At 55.8% G+C, this 25,841-nt stretch carries 22 protein-coding genes and 2 pseudogenes; 7 read left to right on the top strand and 17 right to left on the bottom strand.

What is annotated here, in order from left to right; translation table 11 throughout:
* Nucleotides 1–223 precede the first annotated feature (223 nt).
* Both NVV94_RS14665 and NVV94_RS14670 read right to left on the bottom strand, forming a co-directional pair.
* Entirely contained in the window at nt 224–706 is a 483-nt protein-coding gene (locus NVV94_RS14665) for a lytic transglycosylase domain-containing protein (RefSeq protein WP_258443120.1), read from the bottom strand.
* A gap of 65 nt (nt 707–771) precedes the next feature.
* Nucleotides 772–1,710, bottom strand: a complete 939-nt coding sequence (locus NVV94_RS14670; RefSeq protein WP_258443121.1) for a site-specific integrase — start codon at nt 1,708–1,710, stop codon at nt 772–774.
* Nucleotides 1,711–1,885: 175 nt separating this feature from the next.
* Between NVV94_RS14670 and NVV94_RS14675 the strand changes: the two genes are divergently transcribed.
* Together NVV94_RS14675 and NVV94_RS14680 are read left to right on the top strand one after the other, a co-directional pair.
* On the top strand, nt 1,886–2,887 hold the full coding sequence (locus NVV94_RS14675; RefSeq protein ID WP_258443122.1) for a DNA-binding protein: 1,002 nt from the start codon (nt 1,886–1,888) through the stop codon (nt 2,885–2,887).
* A gap of 38 nt (nt 2,888–2,925) precedes the next feature.
* Nucleotides 2,926–3,147, top strand: coding sequence for a BPSL0761 family protein (locus NVV94_RS14680; protein ID WP_258443123.1), 222 nt, complete (start codon nt 2,926–2,928; stop codon nt 3,145–3,147).
* Nucleotides 3,148–3,197: 50 nt separating this feature from the next.
* On the opposite strand, the gene NVV94_RS14685 is transcribed toward NVV94_RS14680, so the two are convergent.
* The 7 genes and pseudogenes from NVV94_RS14685 to NVV94_RS14715 form a co-directional block, all read right to left on the bottom strand.
* Entirely contained in the window at nt 3,198–3,584 is a 387-nt protein-coding gene (locus NVV94_RS14685) for an antitoxin Xre/MbcA/ParS toxin-binding domain-containing protein (protein WP_258443124.1), read from the bottom strand.
* Nucleotides 3,585–3,647: 63 nt separating this feature from the next.
* Nucleotides 3,648–3,957 (bottom strand): annotated as a pseudogene (locus NVV94_RS14690) (hypothetical protein).
* Nucleotides 3,958–4,187: 230 nt separating this feature from the next.
* Complete coding sequence (locus NVV94_RS14695; RefSeq protein WP_258443125.1) at nt 4,188–4,724, bottom strand: reverse transcriptase N-terminal domain-containing protein; 537 nt, start codon at nt 4,722–4,724, stop codon at nt 4,188–4,190.
* Nucleotides 4,725–6,148: 1,424 nt separating this feature from the next.
* Nucleotides 6,149–9,271, bottom strand: a complete 3,123-nt coding sequence (locus tag NVV94_RS14700) for an efflux RND transporter permease subunit (RefSeq protein ID WP_258443126.1) — start codon at nt 9,269–9,271, stop codon at nt 6,149–6,151.
* An 11-nt stretch (nt 9,272–9,282) separates the two neighbouring features.
* Nucleotides 9,283–9,624, bottom strand: a complete 342-nt coding sequence (locus tag NVV94_RS14705) for a P-II family nitrogen regulator (protein ID WP_258443127.1) — start codon at nt 9,622–9,624, stop codon at nt 9,283–9,285.
* 14 nt (nt 9,625–9,638) lie between these two features.
* The gene (locus tag NVV94_RS14710; protein WP_258443128.1) at nt 9,639–11,297 is read right to left on the bottom strand and encodes an efflux RND transporter periplasmic adaptor subunit; all 1,659 of its coding nucleotides are present in this window, start codon (nt 11,295–11,297) and stop codon (nt 9,639–9,641) included.
* A gap of 41 nt (nt 11,298–11,338) precedes the next feature.
* Nucleotides 11,339–12,571 (bottom strand): TolC family protein, encoded by a 1,233-nt coding sequence (locus tag NVV94_RS14715; RefSeq protein WP_258443129.1) that lies wholly within the window; start codon nt 12,569–12,571, stop codon nt 11,339–11,341.
* Between the two features lie 461 nt (nt 12,572–13,032).
* On the opposite strand from NVV94_RS14715, the gene NVV94_RS14720 reads away from it, so the two are divergent.
* Together NVV94_RS14720 and NVV94_RS14725 are read left to right on the top strand one after the other, a co-directional pair.
* Entirely contained in the window at nt 13,033–13,704 is a 672-nt protein-coding gene (locus NVV94_RS14720) for a heavy metal response regulator transcription factor (protein ID WP_258443131.1), read from the top strand.
* Nucleotides 13,704–15,098 (top strand): heavy metal sensor histidine kinase, encoded by a 1,395-nt coding sequence (locus NVV94_RS14725; RefSeq protein WP_258443132.1) that lies wholly within the window; start codon nt 13,704–13,706, stop codon nt 15,096–15,098. The genes NVV94_RS14720 and NVV94_RS14725 overlap by 1 nt, the downstream gene beginning before the upstream one ends.
* A gap of 237 nt (nt 15,099–15,335) precedes the next feature.
* Here NVV94_RS14725 and NVV94_RS14730 read toward each other — a convergent pair whose 3' ends face one another.
* The 3 genes from NVV94_RS14730 to NVV94_RS14740 all read right to left on the bottom strand — a co-directional run bounded on the left by NVV94_RS14730 (nt 15,336) and on the right by NVV94_RS14740 (nt 18,954).
* Nucleotides 15,336–16,661 (bottom strand): OprD family porin, encoded by a 1,326-nt coding sequence (locus NVV94_RS14730; RefSeq protein WP_258443133.1) that lies wholly within the window; start codon nt 16,659–16,661, stop codon nt 15,336–15,338.
* 532 nt (nt 16,662–17,193) lie between these two features.
* A complete protein-coding gene (locus NVV94_RS14735) occupies nt 17,194–17,415 on the bottom strand; it encodes a hypothetical protein (protein ID WP_258443134.1) in 222 nt (73 codons plus the stop codon).
* A gap of 213 nt (nt 17,416–17,628) precedes the next feature.
* Nucleotides 17,629–18,954: an OprD family porin gene (locus tag NVV94_RS14740; protein ID WP_258443135.1), complete on the bottom strand. Its 1,326-nt coding sequence runs from the start codon at nt 18,952–18,954 to the stop codon at nt 17,629–17,631.
* Nucleotides 18,955–19,381: 427 nt separating this feature from the next.
* Here NVV94_RS14740 and istA point away from each other — a divergent pair, with 427 nt between their 5' ends.
* On the top strand, nt 19,382–20,896 hold the full coding sequence (istA, locus tag NVV94_RS14745; RefSeq protein WP_258443136.1) for an IS21 family transposase: 1,515 nt from the start codon (nt 19,382–19,384) through the stop codon (nt 20,894–20,896).
* 17 nt (nt 20,897–20,913) lie between these two features.
* The gene (gene istB, locus NVV94_RS14750; RefSeq protein ID WP_258443137.1) at nt 20,914–21,669 is read left to right on the top strand and encodes an IS21-like element helper ATPase IstB; all 756 of its coding nucleotides are present in this window, start codon (nt 20,914–20,916) and stop codon (nt 21,667–21,669) included.
* A gap of 387 nt (nt 21,670–22,056) precedes the next feature.
* Here istB and NVV94_RS14755 read toward each other — a convergent pair.
* From NVV94_RS14755 to NVV94_RS14770, 4 genes and pseudogenes are all read right to left on the bottom strand, one after another.
* A pseudogene (locus NVV94_RS14755) lies at nt 22,057–22,306 on the bottom strand (hypothetical protein); the annotation flags it as partial.
* 46 nt (nt 22,307–22,352) lie between these two features.
* On the bottom strand, nt 22,353–22,646 hold the full coding sequence (locus NVV94_RS14760; RefSeq protein WP_258443138.1) for a hypothetical protein: 294 nt from the start codon (nt 22,644–22,646) through the stop codon (nt 22,353–22,355).
* A gap of 22 nt (nt 22,647–22,668) precedes the next feature.
* The gene (locus NVV94_RS14765) at nt 22,669–23,070 is read right to left on the bottom strand and encodes a type II toxin-antitoxin system MqsA family antitoxin (protein WP_258443140.1); all 402 of its coding nucleotides are present in this window, start codon (nt 23,068–23,070) and stop codon (nt 22,669–22,671) included.
* 2 nt (nt 23,071–23,072) lie between these two features.
* The gene (locus NVV94_RS14770; protein ID WP_258443141.1) at nt 23,073–23,369 is read right to left on the bottom strand and encodes a type II toxin-antitoxin system MqsR family toxin; all 297 of its coding nucleotides are present in this window, start codon (nt 23,367–23,369) and stop codon (nt 23,073–23,075) included.
* 191 nt (nt 23,370–23,560) lie between these two features.
* On the opposite strand from NVV94_RS14770, the gene NVV94_RS14775 reads away from it, so the two are divergent.
* Nucleotides 23,561–24,010, top strand: coding sequence for a VOC family protein (locus NVV94_RS14775; protein ID WP_258443142.1), 450 nt, complete (start codon nt 23,561–23,563; stop codon nt 24,008–24,010).
* 346 nt (nt 24,011–24,356) lie between these two features.
* Here the strand turns inward: NVV94_RS14775 and ltrA are convergent, their stop codons facing one another.
* On the bottom strand, nt 24,357–25,841 hold the full coding sequence (gene ltrA / locus NVV94_RS14780) for a group II intron reverse transcriptase/maturase (protein WP_258443143.1): 1,485 nt from the start codon (nt 25,839–25,841) through the stop codon (nt 24,357–24,359).

Raw genomic sequence — 25,841 nt, forward strand, 5'->3', positions numbered from 1 at the left:
GGTGGCGGGCCTCCGGGGTCGTTGCGCCGCTGCAGGGATCGATAGAACCGCTTGAGCAAGGCCCGTGCCACACATTTTTCTTATTTGTATTCAGATAGTTATGAGTTATTACTCGAAATTGCGTTGGGATTTTACCCCCAACCCCCAGTATTCGGGGGCTGGCCATACGCGATGGAGGCTGTACCCGGTTATGGGTGCAGCTGGGGCATTGCTGCGCCGGCCTTCACAGCGGTGCATCCGGAGCAAGGCCTTGCAAGGCGCGGTAGGTGCGCAGCACGCTGGGCACATAGCGCTGGGTCTCACTGAACGGAGGGATGACCCGCCCCCGGCGCAATACCGCCGCAGGCCCGGCGTTATAGGCCGCCAGCGCCAGGGCCATATCGTTATCGAACATCACCATCAGGCGCTTGAGGTAACGCGCCCCGCCTTGGATATTCGAGGCCGGGTCGAGCACGTTGCTGACCCCCAGTTCCCGGGCGGTGCCGGGCATCAATTGCATCAGGCCTGCTGCGCCCTTGTCCGAACGTGCCTTGGGGTTGTACCGCGACTCGGCCTGGATGACCGCGTGCAGCAAGGCCGCCGGCAGCTGGAGTGGGACGGCATCGTTTATCGCAAACGATTCATCAGCCTTACGCTGGCCTGGCTTGCAGGTGAAGCCGGTCGGTAACCCCGCTCGCCAACGTCGAAGGCAGCCACTTATCAGCATGACACTCTCAGCCAGCCGCGCGCCGACCCAGTTTGCCTTTTTCAAGCGATGACATACATGAGGCCCTATTCCGCGATAAGTGGGGTGGCCGGTGGCAACTGAAACTCCATGCGGGCATCGACATAGCGTAACGCGGACTTGCTGTCCTTCCAGCCGACGTAACTCATCAGCGACTTCTGATCCCAGCCACTCTGACTGGCCCAGTTGGCGAAGCCGCGCCTAAGGGAGTGGCTGCTGTACAGTTCGCCCGCCACGCCCGCCCCTGCCAAAGCCTCGCGCAGGATAGGCGCCACGCTATAGGGATGCAGCGCCTGGTCGGATAGCCGCCCCCAGCGATCAATGCCGCGAAACACCGGTCCCTTGGCAATCCCCGCCGTGCTGATCCAGTCGTTATAGGCCTCGACGGGACACAGTCGCTCCAGCGCCGGGGCCGCATAGGTCGCCCCATTGCTGTCGCGATCGCCTTTGCTCCAGGGCAGAAAGATACGCATGCCCTCCCCGCGTTTGACCTGGATGAACTCCACCTCCAGCCGACAGAGCTCCTCGCTGCGAAAGGCGCGCCAGAAGCCGAGCAGAATCAAGGCGCGATCGCGTCGGCTGCGCAGCAGGCGCTTGTGATCCTGGGCGATCAACGCCACCTCGGCTTCTTTTTCAAGCCAACCAATGCAGCGCTCCAGTGCCAGCAATTGCAGCGGCTCGGCTTGTTTCTCCTGCTGCGGATGCAGGGTGCGGATGCCCTTCAACACCTGTTTGACCACTGGGCTCTTGGTGGGGTCGAGGAAACCCTGGCTCAGGTGCCACTGCGCCAACGCGGCCAGACGCAGGCGCAAGGTATTCAGCGACAACTTGCCGGCGTAGGCCACCAGGTAATCGGCCACCGCCGTGCTGGTGGCCGGCAGGAAGCCACCCCAGCTCACCTCGAAGTGCTCGACCGCGGCCTGATAGCTGCGTCGGGTGTTGTCGCGGGTACCGGCGGCGATGTAGCGATCAAGCTCGGAAAGCATGGGAGATGGGCCTGTGCGTACCGTTTCGGAGGGCAAAACCAGGCAAAAAGCGTCTGGCCTTGGATAATCTTATATTATCAAAAATGAGCTAACCTGAAATATCTGAATTTAATATGCAAATTGTGGTATGTATTTACATGGTATGTAATTCACTACGAAATCGTCGGAGCAAACCATGGCCCGTGGCGGCATCAACAAGGCGCTGGTTCAGAAGGCCCGACAGGCCATCCTGGCGCGGGGCGAGAACCCCAGCATCGACGCGATACGGGTCGAACTGGGCAATACCGGCTCGAAAACCACCATTCACCGCTATCTGAAAGAACTCGAAGACGCCGAGTGCGGCCGGAATGCGGCCGCAATACCGCTCAGCGAGCAGTTGGCCAACCTGGTCGGCCAGTTGGCGGATCAGCTAAAGGAGGAAGCGCAGGCCGCCGTGGCCCAGGAGCGCGAGCAGCTGGCACGCGAACGCCTCGACTATCAAAACCAGGTTCGGCAGGCCGAAAGCCGCATCCAGCAGTTGGAAAGTCAGTGCACTGGGCTCACAGAGCAGCTCCAGACTGCCCAGCAAGCACTACAGCAGGAACAGCAGCAGCGCCAACAGACCGAGGTTGAGAATGCCCGCTTGCAGCAAGCCAACCGCGATCAGGAAGCGCGCCTGCAGGACCGCGACGGGCAAATTCGCTCACTGGAGGACAAGCATCAGCATGCCCGTGATGCCCTGGAGCACTATCGCCAGGCCAGCAAGGAACAGCGTGAGCAGGAACAGCGCCGGCACGAGTCACAGATGCAACAACTACAACTGGAGCTGCGGCAGCTGCAGCAGACCCTGATCATCAAACAGGACGAGCTGACCCAACTGAACCGCGACAACGCGCGCCTGCTCGCCGAGGCGCGGCAGCTGCAGAAGGATCAGCATGCGCAGCAGCAGCTACTGGCACAGAAGACGCAGGCCCTGGAGACCGCCCAGAACGCTCTAGCCGGCGTCGAGCGCACGAACGAAGCCCTGGCGCAGCGTTGTCATACCTTGCAGGAGGAAGTGGCCCGGTTTGATGAAGCCTCCGCGATTCAGGCACAGCAAGCGCAGGGCCTGCAGGAGCGCTTGGTCGAAGCCACCGCACAGCTGAAACTGCTCGGACATGCGCCGCCCGCGAACAGCGGTGGTGCAAGTAGCCCATGATCCGGCACACTGAGGCCAGAAGCTGAGTGGAGGTGCAGATGACGCTACCCTACGAACGTACCCACGCCGTGGTGCAGACCCGCGAGTTTCTCGTCGAGGTCTCTCGTGACACCACCTTGCCGGAATCCATCCGCAATGAGGCCCAGCGGTTGTTACGTCACTATCCGAGCCAGGATGATGGGCTCCTGGCCGGCCGGATTGAGGAGCAAGCGGAAGGTTCGATTTTCGAGCCAATCTTCAGCTCCTCGATTGAACGCTGAACAGCCACCACTACCACGCCAGCCGCCGCCCGCTAACCCCACGCGATGGATCAAACCGGCAGGCCATATTCAATCGCATGAATGGCCTGCTGTACAGTACGCCTGCCAGTCTCTGTGACCAGCAGATCGGCCGGTCGCTCATTGGCCAGCGCCATATTCGGTGTTGTCGGCCAGTGGAGCGCACCCTCCAGGTTGTCGTCATACCGCTCCAGAAGAACATCCAGAGTCTCGACGAGACGACAGAAAATCTCGCCTGGCTGCATGGGCATCGTGGCAGGTCGGGTGGATGCCCCGACCCATTTCGTCACTCGTGCGGGCGGCAGCCCAAGCTCCCGCGCCAGATCGGCAGCCAGCGATACTGGCAGCCCCGCCAGTAGAGCGTGATGCAGCCGATAATGGCCTTTCGGCAATCCCAGCTTATCGTAGAGTTTGTCCATGCCGCCTCCGGGATCGCGATTCTTATCCCGTACCATTAGATACCGATATCTGCGCGGCCAGGCTCAGCCGTCGCCCCAGAATTCGCCACGGCGCACCAGACCGAACTCATCCTCTGTGGTATTGGGCTCCTCGTCGAACATGGTGTTGACCATACGTTCGCGACGCAAAGCGCTCAGCGTGCGGAAAAAGCAAGGCTCGCAAAGATGAACCTCATAGCGCTCACCATCATGCTTGGAACCAGACCCCCCACTGGGCTTGAAGGGTTCCAAACTGTTGGCCATAGCCTTCCACACGAGCGCTCTGGCCGCAGACATCACCGGTAATGTCTGCGACCGTTTCAGCCGGTTGAGTAACAATGTGCTCCACGGTCAGTACCTCCAGCGGCGGTCGAGAAGGGGCGCCATCCAAAAGCTTCAGAATCGATTCATTGCTACAGATTTCCTTAACTTGGCCTAGAAAATCTTCACTTATGAGGGAATAGGCAATTTTTTCTTCACTCATGGATTTCTGTACGACCATCATCGCGCAACAGAGCACTCAGCAGAAGGCGGAGGCGGAGGCGGAGGCGGAGGCGATTTGATGCGCTCGTCCTTCTGAAAAAACTAATTTAAATACAGCCACTTACAGAGCGAATGCCCTAGTTTTTGCCTTGTCTCGGCATTGCGCTGAGAGGGGCAGGCCTGAATTAGCCTCAACCACCACAGGCATGAACATAAACCGTTAAATAACAGTTGGTTACAGACAAAATGAATGAATTTCCCCCTTATCTCGGCATGACCCCAAATACGTCGAAGCGGCAACGCACGGTAGCTGCGATGTCGCATTGACTCCATCCCGCTCCACTTGGCCGCCGGGGTCGACCAGATTTTGCCATCGACGCCCGGCGTTCTCTTGCCACGATTTTCTGTCACTCGTTTGACAGCTAACATCTTGCCGCTGTGCGAGCGGGTCAGCAGGTGTTGCAGGGCTTTCACCTTGCCCCATCTGCCTTCCATTGTTGCCTTAGCGATACGCGCCTGGAGTCGTTTCACTTCTTCTTTGATGAGGCCCCAGTTAGCCTGAAGCCACATCTTTTCAGCGTGCGAAGGTGCACCAGTACCGATCGCATCTGTTTTCGCAGCGCTACCAATAGCCGTCATCTGCTTTCCTTCGAGTAACGATTAATCAAGTTCTCTCGCCATGAATGACCATACGGAAGTCTGCCCACTTTCGCGTCGAGCAATGTTTCAGCCCGTATCCCGCCCATTACAGGCAGGCCTTCGCTTTTTCCGCATTCCTCTACCCGCAGCACCCACAGCGTTCCTTGCGGTTCGCCTGCCGTTTCCGGCGGCACTAAGGGCTTACCCTGTTCCGCCTGAATTTCTGAGCGGGGCGGACCCCTCCTGTTCGCCGGCGGCCTACTGTCCATGATGACCCAGGAATAAAGGGGTCATACCTTACCGCGTACCGTTTTGGTTCAAGCCTGTCAGCACATTTGGCTTGTTGAGCATGACGACGTTTAACAGAGGTTCACATATGTTGGTCGTAGCCGCTCGTTCCTAGCCCCTCACCACCTTTGTGCTGGTAGATTCCGCTTCCCCTCGCGGGTAGGCGTACCGAGTAAATCGGCGGGTACATTGTCCCCAGAGCTTCACACCGAGCTGTTACCGGCCCCGCATGTCCAGGTAGGAAACGGTTGATGGAACAACCGGTTTCATCGGGAGAAAACTCTCCAGTAAAACAGAAATTCAGACGACCTCAGGTCGCACTGTTCCGTTGCTCCCCCAACCCCTATCCCGCCCATTACAGGCAGGCCTTCGCTTTTTCCGCATTCCTCTACCCGCAGCACCCACAGCGTTCCTTGCGGTTCGCCTGCCGTTTCCGGCGGCACTACGGGCTTACCCTGTTCCGCCTGAAATTCTGAGCGGGGCGGACCCTTCCTATTCGCCGGCGGCCTACTGTCCATGATGACCCAGGAATCAAGGGGTCATACCTTGCCGCGTACCGTTTTGGTTCAAGCCTGTCAGCACATTTGGCTTGTTGAGCATGACGACGTTTAACAGAGGTTCACATATGTTGGTCGTAGCCGCTCGTTCCTAGCCCCTCACCACCCTTGTGCTGGTAGATTCCGCTTCCCCTCGCGGGTAGGCGTACCGAGTAAATCGGCGGGTACATTGTCCCCAGAGCTTCACACCGAGCTGTTACCGGCCCCGCATGTCCAGGTAGGAAACGGTTGATGGAACAACCGGTTTCATCGGGAGAAAACTCTCCAGTAAAACAGAAATTCAGACGACCTCAGGTCGCACGGTTCCGTTGCTCCCCAAACCCCAAAATCGCACGTACGGTTCTCAGGGGGCCCTGGATCAGTAATGACCCGGGGCTACCCGACTAGCGTACTATTTTTGCCGAATTCTGTGGGCACCCGCAGAACAGCGCTCAAATCCTGTGCTACGGGCATAAAAATCCGGAATCCTTATCAGATTCCGGATTTTCCTGCTGCTCGAGGATTAGTCAACAATCCTTCAGTGAACAGCATTGCGCTTTTGAGCGGGGCTTTTGCTTGTACACGAATAGCGTTGTGAACTTAACGCATGCGATGGGCCAAGCGGTAGAGCAATGGCAGCACCAGCAGCGTCAGCGCCGTTGATGACAGGATTCCGCCAATTACCACCGTGGCCAGAGGCCGCTGAACCTCCGCACCCGTGCCAATGGCCGTGGCCATTGGAATAAAGCCCAGAGACGCCACCAAGGCAGTCATCAGCACAGGCCGCAGACGAGTCAACGCGCCTTCGCGAATGGCCTCGTCCAGCCCCATGCCGTTCTCACGCAAACTACGAATGAAGGAAATCATGACCAGGCCGTTGAGTACCGCCACACCCGACAATGCAATGAAGCCCACCCCCGCAGAGATCGAGAGCGGAATATCACGCAGCCACAAGGCCATGATCCCGCCTGTCAGTGCGAAGGGCACGCCGGTGAATACCAGCAGACCATCTTTGACATTGCCGAACATCATGAAAAGCAGCGTGAACACCAGCAGCAGCGACACTGGCACGACAATTTGCAGGCGCTTGGCAGCCGATTGAAGCTGCTCGAAGGTCCCCCCCCAGGTTGTCCAGTAACCTGTAGGGACACTTACCGCCTGGGCGATTTTGCTCTCGGCCTCGGCGAAAAAAGAGCCAATATCGCGGCCACGAACGTTGGCAGTAACTACCACACGGCGCTTGCCACTTTCACGGCTGATCTGGTTCGGACCAGGGGCGGAAATCACACTCGCCACATCAGCCAAGCGCACAAACCCTGGGCTATCTAGGCCGTCGCCATTGGCCAGGCGAATAGGCAGCTGCTGGATTTTGTCGACGTCATTTCGCCACTCGTCTGCCAGGCGAACCTGGATATCGAAGCGCCGGTCACCTTCAAACAGCGCTCCAGCTTCGCGCCCGCCGATGGCGGTGGAAATGGCGTCCTGAATCTCCGAGACATTCAAACCGAATCGCGCGGCTTTCTCACGGTCGATTTGTACACTGAGCATCGGCAGCCCCGTGGTCTGCTCAACCTTCACATCGGCGGCACCCGGAATACCCTCCAGCACCTCAGCGATTTGCTCGGCGGTCTCATTCATCACGTCCATGTCGTCGCCAAACACTTTCACCGCGACGTCACTGCGCACGCCGGAGATCAGTTCGTTGAAGCGCATCTGGATGGGCTGAGTGAATTCGTAGTTGTTGCCGGAAACCTGTTCGACCGCTTCCTGCATCGCCGCAACCAGATCGGCTTTGCTACGATCAGGGTCGGGCCATTGGTCGCGCGGCTTGAGCATGACAAAGTTGTCCGCCACGTTCGGCGGCATCGGGTCAGTCGCGATTTCAGCGGTTCCCAGCTTGGCGAACACCGTATCAACCTCGGCAAAGGATTTGACCCTTTGTTCGAGTTGCACCTGCATGTCAATCGCTTGCGAGAGGCTGGTACCTGGAATGCGCAGGGCATGCAGCGCGATATCGCCTTCATCCAGACTCGGCACAAACTCGCTACCCATCCGCGAAGCAGCCAAGCCTGAAAGCACCATGATGACTGCCACAATGGTCAACACCAGTGGCTTGCTGACCATGACCCAATCCAGCAACGGCGCGTAGCCTTGCTTGACCCAGACCATCAAGCGGTTTTCTTTCTCGCTGACGTTGCCATTGAGGAATAGCGCAACAGCCGCCGGGACGAACGTCACAGAGAGGATCATGGCCCCCAGCAGGGCAGTCACCACGGTGAACGCCATCGGGTGGAACATCTTGCCTTCCACACCCGTCAGCGCAAAGATCGGCAGGTACACCACCATGATGATCAGTTGACCGAACAGCAGCGGACGACGCGCTTCCTTCGAGGCCGCGAAAACCTCATGAAAACGCTCGTTACGGGTCAGCGTTCGGCCCGCGGCGGCCTGAGCGTGGGCCAGACGCCGCACGCAGTTCTCAACGATCACCACAGCACCATCGATGATGATGCCGAAGTCGAGCGCGCCGAGGCTCATCAGGTTCGCGCTGACCTTGTTGCTGACCATGCCCGTGAAGGTGAACAACATCGATAGCGGAATCACCATCGCAGTGATGAGGGCAGCACGGATGTTGCCCAGGAACAGGAACAGGATCGCGATAACCAGTAGAGCACCTTCGATCAGGTTCTTTTTGACCGTGCTGATGGCTTTGTCGACCAATACGGTGCGGTCATAGACAGTCTTCGCCATGACCCCTTTCGGCAGGTTGCGGTTAATCTCCTTCAGGCGCTGGTCGACAGCCTGCGATACATAACGACTGTTCTCGCCAATCAACATGAACGCCGTGCCGAGCACTACCTCCTGACCGTTTTCAGTGGCGGCACCGGTACGCAGTTCTTTACCCAGGCCAACCTCGGCCACATCACCGATACGCACAGGAACGCCATCGGTGTTCTTGATGATGATATTGGCGATGTCCGCGATAGTGCCGACCTGCCCTGGAGCGCGGATCAGGTACTGCTCGCCGCTGCGTTCGATGTAACCCGCCCCAACGTTGGCGTTGTTGTTTTCCAGCGCCGCAACAATGTCCTGCAGGCTAAGGCCATGGGCGACCAGACGCTCCGGCATAGGCGAAACCTGGAACTCCTTGGCATAGCCGCCAATGGTGTTGATCTCGGTAACGCCTTTAACGGTTCGCAGTTGCGGCTTGACGATCCAGTCCTGAATCTCACGCAGATCCATCGGCGTATAGCGGCTGCCATCCGGCTTTTTCGCGCCGTCTACCGACTCGATGGTCCACATGTAGATCTCGCCCAGACCAGAGGCGATGGGTCCCATGCCCGGCGACAGATCGCTGGGAAGATTGCCGCGGGCTTCCTGTATCCGCTCATTCACCAACTGGCGCGCGAAGTAGATGTCCGTACCGTCTTCAAAGATGACGGTGACCTGCGACAGCCCATAACGCGAGATGGAGCGCGTTTCCTGCAAGTTGGGGAGCCCCGCCATGACCGTCTCAATCGGGAAAGTCACACGTTGCTCGGTCTCCAGCGGCGAGTAGCCCTTGGCCTCGGTATTGATCTGCACCTGCACGTTGGTGATATCGGGAACCGCATCAATCGGCAGTTTCTGATAGCTGTAAACACCCAACGCTGCCATGCCGAGCACAGCCAGCAAAACCAGCCAGCGCTGATCGATGGCGAAGCGAATTAATCGTTCATACATGTCAATTTCCCCTAAAGCGCAGCATCACCGCGCTCTCCAGTACGGATGCGCAATGCGTCAGTCAAAGGGGATACGGTAACGATTCCGTCACCGGGCACACCTGTGTGGGCAGCCTTCTCTATGGCCTGAACGATCTCATCGGCAACCTCGTCGGAACAGAACGTCAATAGCACGAGATGCTGGTGAGAGTCGGGGTTCCACTCGTCTGCGATGTAGCCGTGATCCTTGCCGTGGCCACGTGGATGGCCATGGGCAGGCAGAATGGTAAATCCAGGCAGATGCGGCAGTGCGTGCAACGCTTGCTCGACGGCCTCAAGCCGGATCTGGCGAAAAATAGCTGTAACTTGTTTCATGGCTCGACTCCGGATTAGTGGTCATGGCTCGCGCCGGCTTTGCCAAGCTCAGCTTTGATCAGGAAACTGTTCTTCAGTGCGTAACGATCACCCACCTTCAGACCCGAGATAACCTCGACGAAGCGTCCGTCGGATTTGCCCAGCTCAAGAGGCCGAGCTTCCAGCTGGTTATCGAAGCGGCCGAACACCACTTGCCAATCGCGAACGGTCTGGATTGCTTCGACCGCCACAGCAACAGGCACGTCGTTTTCCTCAGTAACCACTTCGACCATCACCGGCAAGCCGGGACGCCATACCCGATCTGGGTTAGTGAGAACGATGCGAGCCGTCGCCGAGCGGGTCTGTGCCCCAACCAGAGCGCTGACATACGAAATGGTGCCCTCAGCTTTGGTGGCGAATCCGCTGAAGCTCACGACAACTTTCTGCCCTTCGGCAATTACGCCCAGGTCCTTCGCCGCGATGGTTGAATCCACCCAGACGGTCGATAAATCGGAAACGGTAAAGACTGCAGAGTCCTCTTTGAGAACCTCACCAACCGAGATGCTTTTGCTGGTTATCACGCCATCAATAGGGGCGCGAATCTCGAACTCGGTGAGGTTCCGGCCTTTGGCCGGGGCACCGCCCAGCGAGGCAATTTGTTGCTGGACGCGCTGCACCGCGATAGCAGCCTCCTGCATGGCAACCTGCGCCTGCAGGAAATCCTGTTCGGCAGAAATCTTCTCCTCCCACAATTGTTTTTCACGCGCATAGGTCGTGCGGGCAAGCGCCGAACGCTGCTGGGCAGCAAGCAGTTCGCCACGCAGTTCGGCAAGCGCCTGGCTGGAGATCTTGGCCAGCACCTGGCCCTTGCGGACCGTATCGCCAGCACTAACCGCCACCGAATCGACCCGACCGGCAAGTTGCGGGGTCACCTGAACCGTGCGGTCGCCGTTGTAACGAACCTCACCCAGCACCTGCAGCGTGGAGGCAATTTTCGCGGGACCAACAGTAGCGAGCGTGACACCGCCCTGCTCAAGCTGTGCATCCGTCATAGTCACGCGCGCCTCAACCTGCTCGTAACCGAACGAGTAGCTTTTGCCACTGTGCTTGGCGCTGATGGAAACCTGGAACGAATGCGGCTCTACAACCACGGCATCGCCACGCAGATAGTCATTCTCTTTGCTGAAGTTGATGATTTGCGCAGGCTGACCAAGCCGCGACAATGTCACTTGCACCGTGCTGTCCGCAGGATTTAGAAGCTTGCCGTCCAGGTAGGTATAGAGTCGGAACTGAGGTTCTACGCCTTCCTCAAAAATCGTCACTTCAAGCGCGTAATCACCCTCAGTGAAAAGCTTGCCGCCATGTTCGCCCCTGGTGGGTTCTACGGCTTCATGGTGCTCTTTATCTGCATGCTCGTCGGCCTCTTCATGCGCCTCTGCCGAAGCATCCCCGTGGTGCTCGGGATCTGCGTGAGCCGACGCCCCGGACTGACCAGGGCTACCACTTAGAATCAGACCCGCCACGGCCAAACCGATGGCGACAACGGCCGCGATCATCAGCCACTGCTTTCTGGGAGTTGTTGATGCCATTGGTAACTCCAAATTATCAAAAGTATTGAATTTGGCCCAGCGGTGACTAAACGCGCTCAATAAACATGAAGCCGCCTGGTAAACAGGCAAGGCTTTATGCCGCATGACGCGACCGTCTAAGGCGTTATGTAGGTGTGCAGGGATGCTTATTTTTTGAATTCGACGTTGAGCTGGGAGCCGTAAATCTTCTCCAAGCTCACCCAAGCCGAAATAGCTTCATCCAGGGTATTCAGGTATTGGGAGCGCATGCTTACAAGGGTGCGCTGAGCATCGAGCACATCGATAAAGGCAAACTTGCCCATCTCAAATCCCCGAACGGCCCCCTCTACCGCTTGCTGCGCAGTCGGAAGCAACGTGCTGCTGATCGAGTCGACTTCGCTTCTAGCACTTTCCCATTGCTCAAACGCCTGCTGAGCCTCCGCCCGCAGGCGAAGTTCTGTGGCATTGCGCAGATCGCTCGCCTGGTCAGCCCCCCGAGCAGCGGCCAGCACATTGCCCTGGTTGCGATTGAACAACGGAATAGGCATCGACAAGCCGAGCAAATTGACTCGTTCGCCAAGCCCTTCGTCGTATTGGCTGCCAACGCTGACGTTGATGTCGGGAATGCGTTGCGACTTTTCGAGCTCCAAGGAAGACTCGGCACGCCGGATTTGCATGCTGGCCAGCCGCACATCCGCTGTATCCGTTATGCGCGCGAGCATCTCAGCCTGCGATGGCAGGTACGGCAGGCGCTCAAGATCACCCTCGACATGCTCGAAGTTCGGCGTCGTTGCACCAGTTATGAGCGCCAGTTGCTTGTAGGCATTGCTTCGATTGAGGCGCGCGCGGTTCAGCTCTAGTTGAATTTCCGAGAGCTGCACCTGAGCACGCGAAATTTCGATTGGAGAAGCCTTGCCGGCTTTTACGCGCCCTTCGACCACCTGGAGTCCGCGACTGGCAAGGTCCTGCGACTGGGTGGAAAGCTGCAGTCCTTCCTGGGCACGCAGTGCTGAGTAAAAGGCCTGGATTACCTCTGCGCGCAGGATATTTTTCTTACGCTCAAGGTCAATAGCTACAGCGTCCTGATCACGCTCAGAAACATCGATTCGCGCGCCACGCTTGCCGCCCAACTCAATTGACTGGGATACCTGAATGCTGGTGATGCGGGACTCACTGCGCGTGTCCTCAACGCTCCAGGACAACTCAGGATTGGGGATCAGCCCGGCTTGAGTACGAGCGCCTTCGGCAATGCCTGTATTCCACTGGGCTGCCGCGAACGCTGGGTTCTCTGTGAGCGCTTGCGCCAACGCATCTTCAATCGTTATTGATTGCCCGACTGATTCGGCAGCAATTGTTGTTACTGAGGCAATCAACAATGCAGCCAGCAGGCCTGAAAACATACAGAACTTACCTATACCTACCCCATGAACGGCCATTGGTTTTACGTACACTTAAAAGCCCTCTGCGGCACTAGCGCTGCGTGGATAAACGAAGGCTTTACTACTTACTGAGCCCGATTGATTAATCAATTATTGCCCGGAGAAAACAAGTAGAAGACCAATTCTTGGAATAATGTAGTTCCTGATACCTATCAGCAAGGTGACTGTAACATTACAAATTCGTCATCAAGAGTTTTTTCTTGGAGTTTTGCACTACCATGCACGGAGATCCTGCCGTAGCGAGTGACAGCAATGCAGCAAAATGCCGTTACACAATACAGGCGGCCACTGCCGATTATGCCTATGCTGGCTTCGCCGAAGCATGATAGCGCCAGGCTCAGCCTGGTCTGTGTAGTGCCCGCTGGGGCCTATGTCCAATCTGTGCGAAGCAATACTTCATATTCATTTTATAGGTGAACCACATGCGAATCCTTGTAATTGAGGACGAGCCGAAAACTGCTGAGTATTTGCACCAAGGGCTCAGCGAAAGCGGATATGTTGTCGACTGCGCTTCCACGGGAGAGGATGGACTTCATCTTGCAAACCAACATGCATACGACTTGGTAATTCTTGATGTAAATCTCCCTGAAGTTGATGGTTGGACAGTCCTTGAACATCTGCGCAAAAAAAGCTCGACCCGCGTAATGATGGTCACTGCGAGAGGGCGGTTGGTCGATAAGGTTAGAGGATTAGATTCTGGGGCGGATGATTATCTGGTAAAGCCATTTGAGTTTCCAGAACTGCTCGCACGAGTCAGAACATTAATGCGACGCAACGATCAAATGCCAACGCCAGAAATATTGAGAGTCGCTGATCTTGAGCTCGATCAAGGTCGACATCGCGCATTCCGTGGATCGCAACGTATAGATCTCACAACTAAAGAGTTCGCCTTATTGCATCTTTTGATGAGGCAAGCTGGCGTGGTATTGACACGCACTCAAATAATATCTCAAGTGTGGGATATGAATTTTGACTGCGACACGAACGTGGTTGAGGTTTCAATGCGCCGGCTGCGGGCTAAGATCGACGATCCGTTTGAAATCAAGTTAATTCACACCCTCCGAGGCGTTGGCTATGTCTTGGAGGAGAGGTGATGAAGCCAACTAGCTTGTCCACACGGCTAGGTTTGACAGTCAGTCTCATGGGGGCTGGACTCGTAATATTATTAGCTGCTTTGGTTTTTTTATCGCTTTCGCTTGCCTTGGAAAAACAGACTAAAATAAGTCTTAACAAGAAGATGGAGCAGATTCAACACATTTTAGTTACGGACATAGATAAAGAGCAGATTTACCTGAAGCCTCATGCGCTTCAAGATTTAGTGATGGGTCATGATAATTTGTACCTTTCAATTTTTGACCAAGACCTGACAAAATCGCCGCTCTTAGATATCGGGTCGAAAGTTATAAATATAAATGCGTTGGACGTTGAACTCGGCGAAACCTTGGCGTATGTAAATTGGGTGGATGATGCCGGCAATCGTATCCTTACTGCATCGAAACGGATGCGGTCGCAGGGTGGGGAAAACGTATACGTTTTGCTTTCTACCGATCGTTCATATGATGAAGGGTTACTCAGGAGCTACCTGAGTGCGACTACCATCGCTGTTCCTTTTCTGATAATTTTAATCGGCTTGGTAGCATGGTGGATAGTTCAAAGAGGTCTGTCGCCGCTGGAGCAGTTCAGTAGAGTAGCGGCTTTGGTATCCGCGCAAGATCTCACTCACCGTATTTCAGTTGACAAACTGCCTCAAGAGCTTGGTGAGCTGGCATGCGCTATAAATTTTATGTTGCACAGGCTGAACAGTGATGTTCAACAGCTCTCTCAGTTCTCAGATGATTTGGCTCATGAGTTGAGATCCCCCATTACCAATTTGATGGGCAAAGCTCAAGTTACCCTTTCGAGGGAGAGACCGCCAGAGGAGTATAAAGCTGTTCTTGAGTCGTGCACAGAAGAGCTGGAGCGCGTGACTCGAATAGTTTCGGACATGCTGTTTCTGGCTCAAGTCAGTGATCCTGCTTCTCAAATTCAGTTTGAGAAAATATCTCTTCTGGATGAAGCTTTAAAAGTTGTCGATCTATTTAGTATTTCAGCGGATGAGAAGAAAGTTTCCTTGAAGGTCGTTGGTAAAGGATGGGTGCTTGGTGATAGGATAATGGTTCAGCAAGCGATTTCTAACCTTCTGTCTAACGCTATTAGACACAGTCCGCTCGCGAGCGAAATATTAATTTTAATTGAAACCCATGCTGACACAACCTCGTTGTCTGTGAGCAATCCCGGCATTGGTATCCCTGCGCAGCATATTCCGCATTTATTTGAGCGCTTCTATAGGGTCGACCCTAGCCGAGCACGACAAGAAGGTGGTACTGGGTTGGGGTTAGCAATAGTTAGATCCATAATGAGCCTTCATCAAGGGTCTACAGAAGTGCGGAGTTTACCCGGCAGCATTACGGTATTTCGTCTTATCTTTCCAAAATGTACAAGTGGGTAATCGGGTCAGTAGTGCAATCCTGCATTGCTATTGAAATTCAGGCTTCAGGCAATGATGGGGTACAGTGCTCGCCTGTAGCCCGCTTGGACAGGGCAAGAGAAGCATCCCGCCCCATGAGAGAGTACAAGGCCGTCCATAAATGGCTGGCGGCAGGGCGGGTATGCTGATTTTTGGCCTGAGATAAAAACCTGCTCACATTGAAAAGCCTCATCAATCGAGGCCTTTATTTACGCGCGATTACAGGAAGCTATACGTGTAGTTGAAGATTAGGCGAGTCTGGTCTTGGTCGGCAATACTTTCGCCGCTGCCACGATAGGTACCGTGACGCACGGTGGCGCCGAAGCCCTTGAGCACGCCTTCCGGGAAGACGTAGTCGACACGCATGTCGCGTTCCCACTCGGAGTAGTTGCCATTGCCACTCTTGCTCTTGATGTCGTCGCCGCTCAGGTAGGCGATCGACGCCTTCAAGCCTGGCACGCCGAGGCGGGCGAAGTCATAGGAGTACTGGCCGAAGGTGGTGTTCTCACCGGCGCGGGCGAACTGATTGACCATGCTGTCGGTGAAAAGGTAAAAGCTGGAACCCCCGGCGCCTTCATTACGACCGTTTCCATCTACGACCCCACTTTGGTTCACCCAGACGAAGCCGCCATCATCACCCACTTGCTGGTGGCCCAGCAGAAATGCATGACCACCCAAGGTATAGGTGAACATGGCACTCCAGGTCTTGTTGTCGACCTCGTTCGCGTTCTTGGCAAAACCACCATTGTTGTCAAAGAAATAGCCGGTCTGGCCGTTCTTGCCATCAGAGCGACTGTCGAAGTAGCGTAAGTCAGTCTTGAACGATTGGTCGGTGCCGATCGGGAAGACATGAACCAGGCCCAGGAAGTTTTGCGTGTAGTAGTTTTCCAGGTTCGAGTAGTAGTACTGCAGGGTCAGGTCTTTGGTGACCTTCCAGTCTGCACCGCCAAAACGGAACTGGTTGCTGTCCTGCTGACCACCGGAGACTGCAAGGCCCGTACGGTTGCTCGAAGCACGGCCATAGGCGTGTTCAATCTGGCCGGCAGTGATGGTCAGGTTGTCGATTTCTTTGGAAGTAACGATGCCGCCATCAAAGGTCTGCGGCAGCAGGCGACCGTCGTTGGCGACCAGGATTGGCAGGTTTGGTGCCAGGGCGCTGCCCAGGCGGCCTTCGGTCTTGGAGATGCGCGCCTTGACGTTGCCGCCGAAACGGCTCCATTCATCTACAGCCGAGCCATCGGTATCGCTGGGAAAGAAGGTGTTGTTGTTTGGATGATGCCCCTTGCCGCCATCCAGGTGTATACCCCACAGTGCTTGAGCGTCAAAGCCGATACCGATGGTACCTGGCGTGAAGCCGGATACGTAATCGAGCTTGAAGCCCTGGGCCGATTCCTTCTGGTCGGGGCCAGTCTCACGGTTGTCAGCATTGAAATACATGGTTCGGGAACTGAGTGCGGCTTTGCTGTCCTCGAAAAAGCCTGCAGCGCCGGCTTGCTGGGTCAATACCCCAACGGCCACGGCAAGCGTCAAGCTGGATTTGTACATGTTCTGCTCCTCTGGTTTCTAATTCTTGTGTTCATAGGCGGGGGCTTGTGCGACCTGGCCGCTAATGCGCGTTTAGTGCTATAGCATCAGTCCTAAGTCAATCATCATTGGTGACCTCAATAACTTGCTCTAGCACTGGTGTACTGAACGTTAATATTCTCATCGAGCTTTAAATATAACATCGCTCTTTCCAAGGTGATTGTGAAAGTGTTTAATTTCACAATCAGCGCATGAGGCCGTGGCCGGCGCAGCGCACAAATGCTCGCAGCATTAAATTATTTGAGCAGCCATTCAAACTAACAAAATATATCGGCTAGTCAGCGTGGAGATCACGCTCAGCGGTCAGACCCGGAAGATGGCAGCCGAACCTCCCAAGCAAATACTTTAGGTGGGGTAAGCTAAATGTAACTATACGCTACAGGCGGGAGGGGCGGAAGTGATTTCAAAAAAAAAGCGCCCTAAAGGGCGCTAAAGATTCACCTCTTTCCAAAGGAGCACTAAGCTTCTAAAGGTGAATTTGGTTGAATCCAGCTCAATTTTTTGGTTTTTGCTCTTCTGCTAATTGATTGCTTGATTCAGTTTTTTTCTTCGCGACCTCGGAAGTCTTTGGTTGGTCAGGTTTCCCATGGATTTTTTCCTGATTGGCCCTAAATTCTTTCCAATATGCTTGAGACCGTTCAATGCCGTCTTCCGCCATTGCAGATGTGGAGCCGATGGCAACAACACCGATAAGGAATAGTTTAACTAGGTTCATATATGGCGACCTCTCATTTGTCCGGAGAACCAGACATGCTGCGTGCTACTTCTGGATTTGTTTGAAGTATAGAGAGATCAACCTAACACCACGATGAGTGAAAAATTACAATATTGACATGTTTGATGGGTTTGCGGGCAGTTCGGCCTGTGATGCGTGCACTGTTTTGATTCATCCGATGAGTGGTGAAACCACTCATCGGATACCGATGGGTTAAAGGAGAGCCAGCGGATATTCGACAATCAGGCGAACCTCGTCCAGGTCGGACTCAAACTCGGTTGCGCGGGTGTTCATTTGTCGAATTCGGAAGGACATGTCCTTGATTGCCCCCGTTTGAACCACGTACTTAACTTCAATGTCACGCTCCCAACGCTTCTGATCTGTCAATGGGTTTCCATCGGCATCACGGCGCATGTAGACGGAGTTGGCGTTGGAATAGTCCGCATCTGTACCCTTGGCGTAGCGGGTCATGAACGTAAGCCCCGGTATGCCATAAGTCGCCATGTTCAAATCGTAGCGAACCATCCAGGAGCGTTCTTTCGGGGAGTTAAAGTCGCTGTATTGGATCGAGTTATCCAGGAAAATCGAGTCAGACTGACGTAGGTAATCGAAATCATCGTCACCATTGTTACGCTGATGGGACAGAGCAACACTATGTGCTCCTACTGCTATACCGACTCTGCCGCTCCAGATGTCGTTGTCAAACTCGCCTAGAAGTTTTTTGCCCTCGTCCACTGCTTTATAATAATTGAATCCACCGAAAATGCGGGCGTTATCCGAAAGTGGATAACTGATAGTAGTTGCTGCGTAGTACTGATTCCAGGCATCCTTGAGCTCGCTGGAGTACAGGCTAAGCAGAACGTTGGTATTCAGATTGTAGTCGCCACCGAAGTATGCGATCCAAGGAGAGTCAACCGGGCCGGCATAAAAAGTGGCGAAACCGTCGTTCATGTCACTTGAGGTTGGTTGGCTCATTGCGTGCAAACGGCCACCCTGAACTGTGAGCCCTTCAATACTGGTGTTTTCTGCGGTCACACCGCGAAAGCTCTCGGGCAGCAATCGAGAGTCCCCCGCCGCTACTACCGGGTTCGAAGGGAAAACATCCCCCACTTTTACAACAGTATCGAATGCGCGTACCTTTACGGCCCCACCAACTTTCGACCAATCATCGCTTGCTTCACCCTCACTGTTAACGGGAAGCACATCAAACGAACTACGACCACCATTACGACCGTTGCCAGTGTCCAGTTTCAGACCAATCATTGCAAAGGCGTCAACCCCAACTCCAACAGTACCTTGCGTAAAACCAGACTCGAACTTACCGATGATGCCGTGCGCCCAAGCTTCAGAGTAACCATTTCCAGTTGCGCTGGACTGGCCATTGCGGTGATCGCGGTTAAAGTAGAAGTTTCGATTCAGTACGTTGAGGCTGCTCCCCTCAATAAAACCCTCTGCTTTATCTTGTGCTATGGCTGCGAGAGGACTCGAACTTACAATCGCCGCAAAAACTGCAAGGGATAGCTTCGACTTTTTATTCATTTTTACTCCTTTGATTTTGGCAGCTATTAGTGTCTTTTTCGACCTACAGCTTTTTTATAATTCTGCCCCACAGGGTATGCACCGACCGTGGCGGCCGAACCCTATCTTTGCAATTCCCAGATAACAGGAAGGTGACTCAATAATTACAATTCTGTAATTATCAATAGCGATTAATTTTTCAGTCAACGTGCGCCTGCCATCACCGAGCCCGGCTGGCGAGTAAGTTTACGCTTTGCAGCTCAAGGCTGCGGATTCCGCGGCCATCCGGCCACCTATTCCACGATGATCCGGCCACCCATTCCACGCGCATCCGGCCACTGATTCCACAGCCATCCGGCCACCCTTCAGGCAGGCAGCCACGCAGGATTAATTCACTACCATCGACCTCTTTTTTCGAAGCAGAGAGGTCGTCGTGGAGCGTTTATCCATGCGTAAGATTCGAGAAGTTCTGCGCCTCAAGTTTGAGGTGCGTCTATCTGCTCGCCAGATCGCGGTCAGCTTGCAAGTGGGGCGAGCCACCATCGGTGACTACCTCAATCGCTTTGCTGCCTGCGGGCTGACTTGGCCCTCTGCGCTGACCGACGCCGAATTGGAACGTCAGTTGTTTCCGCCTGCGCCGACCATCCCCAGTGAGCAGCGTCCGATGCCTGACTGGGCATGGGCTCACGCCGAACTGCGCCGCCCCGGCGTCACCCTGGCTCTGCTTTGGCAAGAGTACCGGCTCAGCCACCCGCAAGGCTTCCAATACAGTTGGTTCTGCGAGCACTACCGGCTCTGGGCCGCCAAGGTCGACGTGGCCATGCGCCAGGAACATCGCGCCGGCGAAAAGCTGTTCGTCGACTATGCCGGCCAGACCGTGCCGGTCATTGACCGGCACACCGGCGAAATCCGCCAGGCCCAGGTCTTCGTCGCTGTCCTCGGCGCCTCCAGCTACACCTTTGCCGAGGCCACCTGGTCGCAGCAACTGCCCGATTGGCTGGGCTCGCACGCCCGCTGCCTCGCGTTTCTCGGTGGAGCGCCCGAGATCCTGGTGCCGGATAATTTGCGCAGCGGCGTCACCAAAGCGCATCGCTACGAACCGGACATCAACCCCAGCTATCGCGATCTGGCCGAGCATTACGGGGTCGCCGTGTTGCCCGCTCGCGCCCGCAAGCCCAAGGACAAGGCCAAGGTCGAAGTCGGCGTGCAGGTGGTCGAACGCTGGATCCTCGCGGCCTTGCGCAACCGCCAGTTCTTCTCGCTGGGCGAACTCAACACCGCAATCGGCGTGCTGCTGGAGCGACTGAATCAACGACCCTTCAATAAGCTGCCCGGCTCGCGCCGCTCGGCCTTCGAGGCGCTCGACCAACCCGCGCTGCAACCCCTGCCGGAACAGCCCTATGTCTACGCCGAATGGAAAAAGGTGCGGGCGCACATCGACTACCACGTCGAAGTCGACGGCCATTACTACTCGGTACCGTACCAACTGGTGAAGCACCAACTCGAAGTGCGCCTGACCGCACAGACCGTCGAGTGCTTCCACGCCAACCAGCGCGTGGCCAGCCATGTGCGATCGCCGCACAAAGGTCGCCACACCACCCAAACCGAGCACATGCCCAAGAGCCACCGCGAACATGCCGAGTGGACGCCGCAACGGCTGATCCGCTGGGCAGAGCAGACCGGGCCAAACACCGCGGGTGTCATCGCCCACATCCTCGAGCGCCGAATCCATCCGCAGCACGGCTTCCGTGCTTGCCTGGGCATCCTGCGCCTGGGCAAACAGCACGGTGAAGAACGGCTGGAAGCCGCTTGCCAGCGCGCCCTGGCGCTGGGCGCATGCAGTTACAAGAGCCTCGAATCGATCCTGCGCCAAGGGCTGGAGCGGCTACCGCTGGCCCAGCAGAACCTGCCGCTGTTGCCCGATGAACACATCAACCTGCGCGGCCCCGGCTACTACCACTGACCTGAAGGAATACGCCCATGCTCCCCAATCCCACCCTGGACAAGCTACAAACCCTGCGCCTGCACGGCATGCTCAAGGCGCTGAGCGAGCAACACGCAACGCCCGACATCAACAGCCTCAGCTTCGATGAGCGCCTGGGGCTGATGGTCGATCGCGAGCTGACCGAACGTGAAGATGCGCGCCTGAGCACTCGCCTCAAAGCCGCCCGACTGCGCCACAACGCCTGCCTGGAAGACATCGATTACCGCAGCCCGCGTGGGCTGGACAAGTCCCTGATCCTGCAACTGGGCAGCGGCCAATGGCTGCGCGACGGCCTGAACCTGATCATCGGCGGCCCCACCGGCGTGGGCAAAACCTGGCTGGCCTGCGCACTGGCCCACAAGGCCTGCCGGGACGGCTACAGCGTGCGCTATCTGCGCCTGCCGCGCTTGATGGAAGAACTGGGTCTGGCCCACGGCGACGGTCGCTTCGCCAAACTGATGGCCGGTTATGCCAAGACCGATCTGATCATTCTGGACGACTGGGGAGTGGCGGCGTTTACCGCTGCGCAACGGCGCGACATGTTGGAGCTGCTGGACGACCGCTACGGGCACCGCTCGACACTGGTGACCAGCCAGATGCCGGTAGACAAATGGCATGAACTGATCGGCGATCCGACCTTGGCCGACGCCATCCTCGACCGGCTGGTGCATAACGCTTACCGCATCGAACTCAAGGGTGAATCGATGCGCAGGCGCTCGATGAAATTGACTGCAACAGGGACTTCAGACTAACAATGCAAACCTGCGTCGCTGCGCTCCGACTGCCCGGCCGGATGGCCGTGGAACAGGTGGCCGGATGTGCGTGGAATGCCCGGCCGGATAAGCGTGGAATGAGTGGCCGGATGGCGTGGAATCCGCACTCAAGGCCATTACCCGCCCAAGCGTGTTCTGGGGGTTATGTTCATGTGTCGGCTATAGGGCGCACTCCGATTCATCGGAGTGGCAAGGGGAAGAACAGTGTTAATGGTTGTCGCGAATGCGATGGTAAATGACGCTTTTGAAGTGGCTGTGTCAGTGATTTTTTAGAGTCGGCGTTACCCGCCAGTGTCCTGTCTGGTTAGTCAAGAAATCTATTTTTTATGGCGCCCGGCTTTATTTACCGAGCTAAGGAGACGCTGATTAATTCAAAATTGCGTAATTGCCACCCTTATAAGTCAAGGCTTCCAGGGCACCTTGGTTGCGGAAAATTGAATTAATCAGCGCCTCCCTAATGATTGTTTCTGCCGTTTTGTTCCACTGGAAGTGGTTTGGCTGAGTGCTCGTTGTGGACCTCGATAAATTGCCGAATGGCCACCTTCAATTCCTCCACGCTGCTAAAGACTCCACGGTACAGGGCTCGGCGCTCCAATTGAGCGAACCACCCTTCCACGGGGCTATGCCGAGATAAGGGGAAAATTCACTCATTTGGTCTGCAACTACTTGTCGGGATTGAAAATTCCGGAGACAACGCAAAAGGCGTCCGCAGATTGGCCAAGGCGGCCAGCCATGTAGGCGGAATTGAGGTGGGTTGCACGCAAGCCTTTATAGAACAACCAGTTGCGACGCGAATGTCCCAATTTTTGCCTTATCTGGGGTTTGGCATGGCGGACGAAAGCGGCATTCTTGCTATCGAGGTACGCCACAAAAGGAGTGCCATCGTTAGATAGCAAAACGAGGTCGCCCTCCTTTACCTGGCGTCCAAAACAATCCGTGCTTGGCCATTTCATCATGAGTGGATCGCCAGCGCAGACGCTATGCTGTTCTGACTTCGTTTAGCAGCTCAGGGTGACGATCAAGCACCTTGAGCAGCTTTACCAGCGCCAGTGGCGGCTTGGTTTTGCCATTCTCATAGCGCGAAAACGCATTGACGCCACCACCGAAAATCTCGGCTGCTTCTCGCTGGTCGAGCGCGAGCTTCTTGCGCACGGTGGTGATAAAGCCAGGATCGACAATGGCCGCATTGACCTGTTTCGAGAAAGCACGCATTTCGCGCATAACACGATCCGACTCCACTGCGTCCAAGACAGACTCGGCGCAGGCCGGGCAGAAATCGCCAGTCACCGCAGCAATGACAGTAGTTTCACCCTTGTAGGTATAGGGCAGGTCGCGGGTGTCGCGGATCAGTTCCGCAGCGCCGCAAACAGGACATTTCATGTTCATAGCTCCTTGAAGGACACGATCAGCACGTCATCAATGACCGTCAGTTTCAGATACACGTCGCCCGCCTGCGTGCTTGGGCGGTACACGTCTTGCCAGATCGTGTGATCGGCGTGAGTGGTCATGCTCTTGTAGAAATCCGCTGGCGTAAGCGCCATCACCACGGCCAGCATGTCGGAAAGCTCAAGCCCTAACTCATTAGCGCCTACTCGCGCAGCATGCGTGGTGCGTACCTTGCCCGCCTCGGTCAAGGCTTTGAGGGCGGATAGCTTGCAGTGGGGCGTTCTTTTCTCCATGGCCGAATATTAACCTAATGGGTTAAATGTGGCAAGTTGGTTAATTCCCTTAGCGATTTTGTCCCAATTCTGCGGGCTCACCAAGTGGGGGTTGAGAAATTTTTTGTTGCGGCTGTCGAAAGGCGACGAAGCCGTTCGACTAAATGATGCCGACACATCGAGTCCATCCACGTTGGCAACAGGAGCCCACCATGAGCACCACTCTTACTCCCTACCTCAGCTTCAACGGCAACACTCGCGAGGCCTTTGCATTCTACGAAAAGGCGCTCGGCGCGAAGATCGAAACCATGATGAGCTACGCCGACATGCCTGCGTCCGCCAACCCCGGCGAAGGCTGTGATAGCGGCAGCGCACCCAGTGGGGACGGCATCATGCACGGCTGCCTGGCGCTGCCCGGTGGCGCGATGCTGTTTGCCGGCGACACCCCGCCCGGCATGCCATACGAAGGCGTCAAGGGCGTGATGCTCGCGCTCCAGTACGACACGATCGACAAGGCCCACAGCACCTTCCACGCGCTGTCGCAAGGTGGCCAGGTGACGATGCCGCTGGCACCCGCGTTCTGGGCCAAGACCTTCGGCATGCTGACCGACCGCTTCGGCGTGAGCTGGGCCGTCAACGGCGAACCGATCGCGTTCAAGTAATTCCGTCGAACCAGGAGTAAGACATGCGCAGGCCAACGAATGGTTGATGCGTTACCTGGTGCACAGACTTTGCCGTAGAGCGCAACATGGTCTTGCATAGGACTGAAGCTCGCCTACATCCCATGCTAAATCAGGGTATGGCTTTCACATTCGCAGGTCAAAAAATACCCCTCAGAGAGGGGTAGTGGAGTAGTAGGGGTTTGCGGGGCAGCGACTGAGCTTAAGTGCACTTCCGTCGGGTAACAGCAGCGCATTACTGCGCCGCCGTCCCCTAAGAACCGGACATGAGAGTCGCCCCTCATCCGGCTCAAGCCTTTCGTCAGCACCATGGTCTGGTACCGGGCAATCAATCAACGTCTATCGCAGCTCGACGTCGGGCAAAGTAAGACGACCACGCAGGATCAAAGGGATTGGCCAAACCGCGTATTTTGACGTGCCGAACTATTGGAATCGTCGTTGCGCGAAAAAGCCGCAGTCGTTGAACTGCACCGCCGACTTTGGTTTGCGCTGCAAATACCCAGTTTTGGTACCCCTCTGTGTGGAAGTACTTCTGTCTTACCCAGCCTGCGCCTTTATTGGGATGCCGACGCATGGCCCATGTCCATAAGAGACGCCAAATTTGAGCATCTATCGATGAGAATAGAGACTTGGATACCACATGACGGTGATACATGGCCCAACCGCGAATGATCGGGTTGAGTTGTAGAACCAGGTTCGCCTGTGTGGCACTCTTGTTTTTCTTTACGATTCCCCTAACCTTGTCCAAGAGCGCCTTCACGCTCTTGTTGGCCGGTTTGATGAGCAGCTTACCCTGGTACTTGCGTACGTTCTGCCCAAGGAAATCAAAACCCTCGGCAATGTTGGTGATCTTGGTTTTCTCTTCGGAGAGTTCCAGTCCCCGGATGGCCATGAACTGCCTGACCGCCGGGAGAACGCTGTGCTCTAGAATTTCTTTCGAGGTTCCAGTCACAACAAAATCATCAGCATATCTGACGACGTTTATCTTGGACCTTTCGCGCGCGCGTTTCGTCGGTCCCACGCTTGCATGCACTGCCGCTTCCAGTCCGTCTAACGCCATGTTTGCGATCACCGGCGAAATGATTCCCCCCTGCGGGGTACCGGCCTGCGTCGCAAACAGAGTTCCTTCATCGATAAACCCAGCCTGAAGCCATCGCCGCAGGATCGTCTTATCCATCGGTATGTTCTTGAGCATCCATTCGTGGCTAAAGTTATCGAAGCAGCCACGGATATCACCCTCAAGTACCCACACTGGCGACGTACGTTTGGCCAGCGTGATGAAACAATATTCGATGGCGTCGGCGGTCGAACGGTTGGGCCGAAACCCATAAGAGTTTGGATCCGCCAAGCTTTCTGAAACAGGTTCCAGAGCCAGCTTCCACAGTGCCTGCATCGATCTGCAGAGCATGCGGGGAATTCCGAGCGGACGCTTCTGGCCATTGCTCTTGGGGATGTAAATACGTCGAAGCGGCAACGCACGGTAGCTGCGATGTCGCATTGACTCCATCCCGCTCCACTTGGCCGCCGGGGCCGACCAGATTTTGCCATCGACGCCTGGCGTTCTCTTGCCACGATTTTCTGTCACTCGTTTGACAGCTAACATCTTGCCGCTGTGCGAGCGGGTCAGCAGGTGTTGCAGGGCTTTCACCTTGCCCCATCTGCCTTCCATTGTTGCCTTAGCGATACGCGCCTGGAGTCGTTTCACTTCTTCTTTGATGAGGCCCCAGTTAGCCTGAAGCCACATCCTTTCAGCGTGCGAAGGTGCACCAGTACCGATCGCATCTGTTTTCGCAGCGCTACCAATAGCCGTCAT

The organism is Pseudomonas sp. LS1212 (genome assembly GCF_024741815.1).
Lineage (GTDB): Bacteria > Pseudomonadota > Gammaproteobacteria > Pseudomonadales > Pseudomonadaceae > Aquipseudomonas.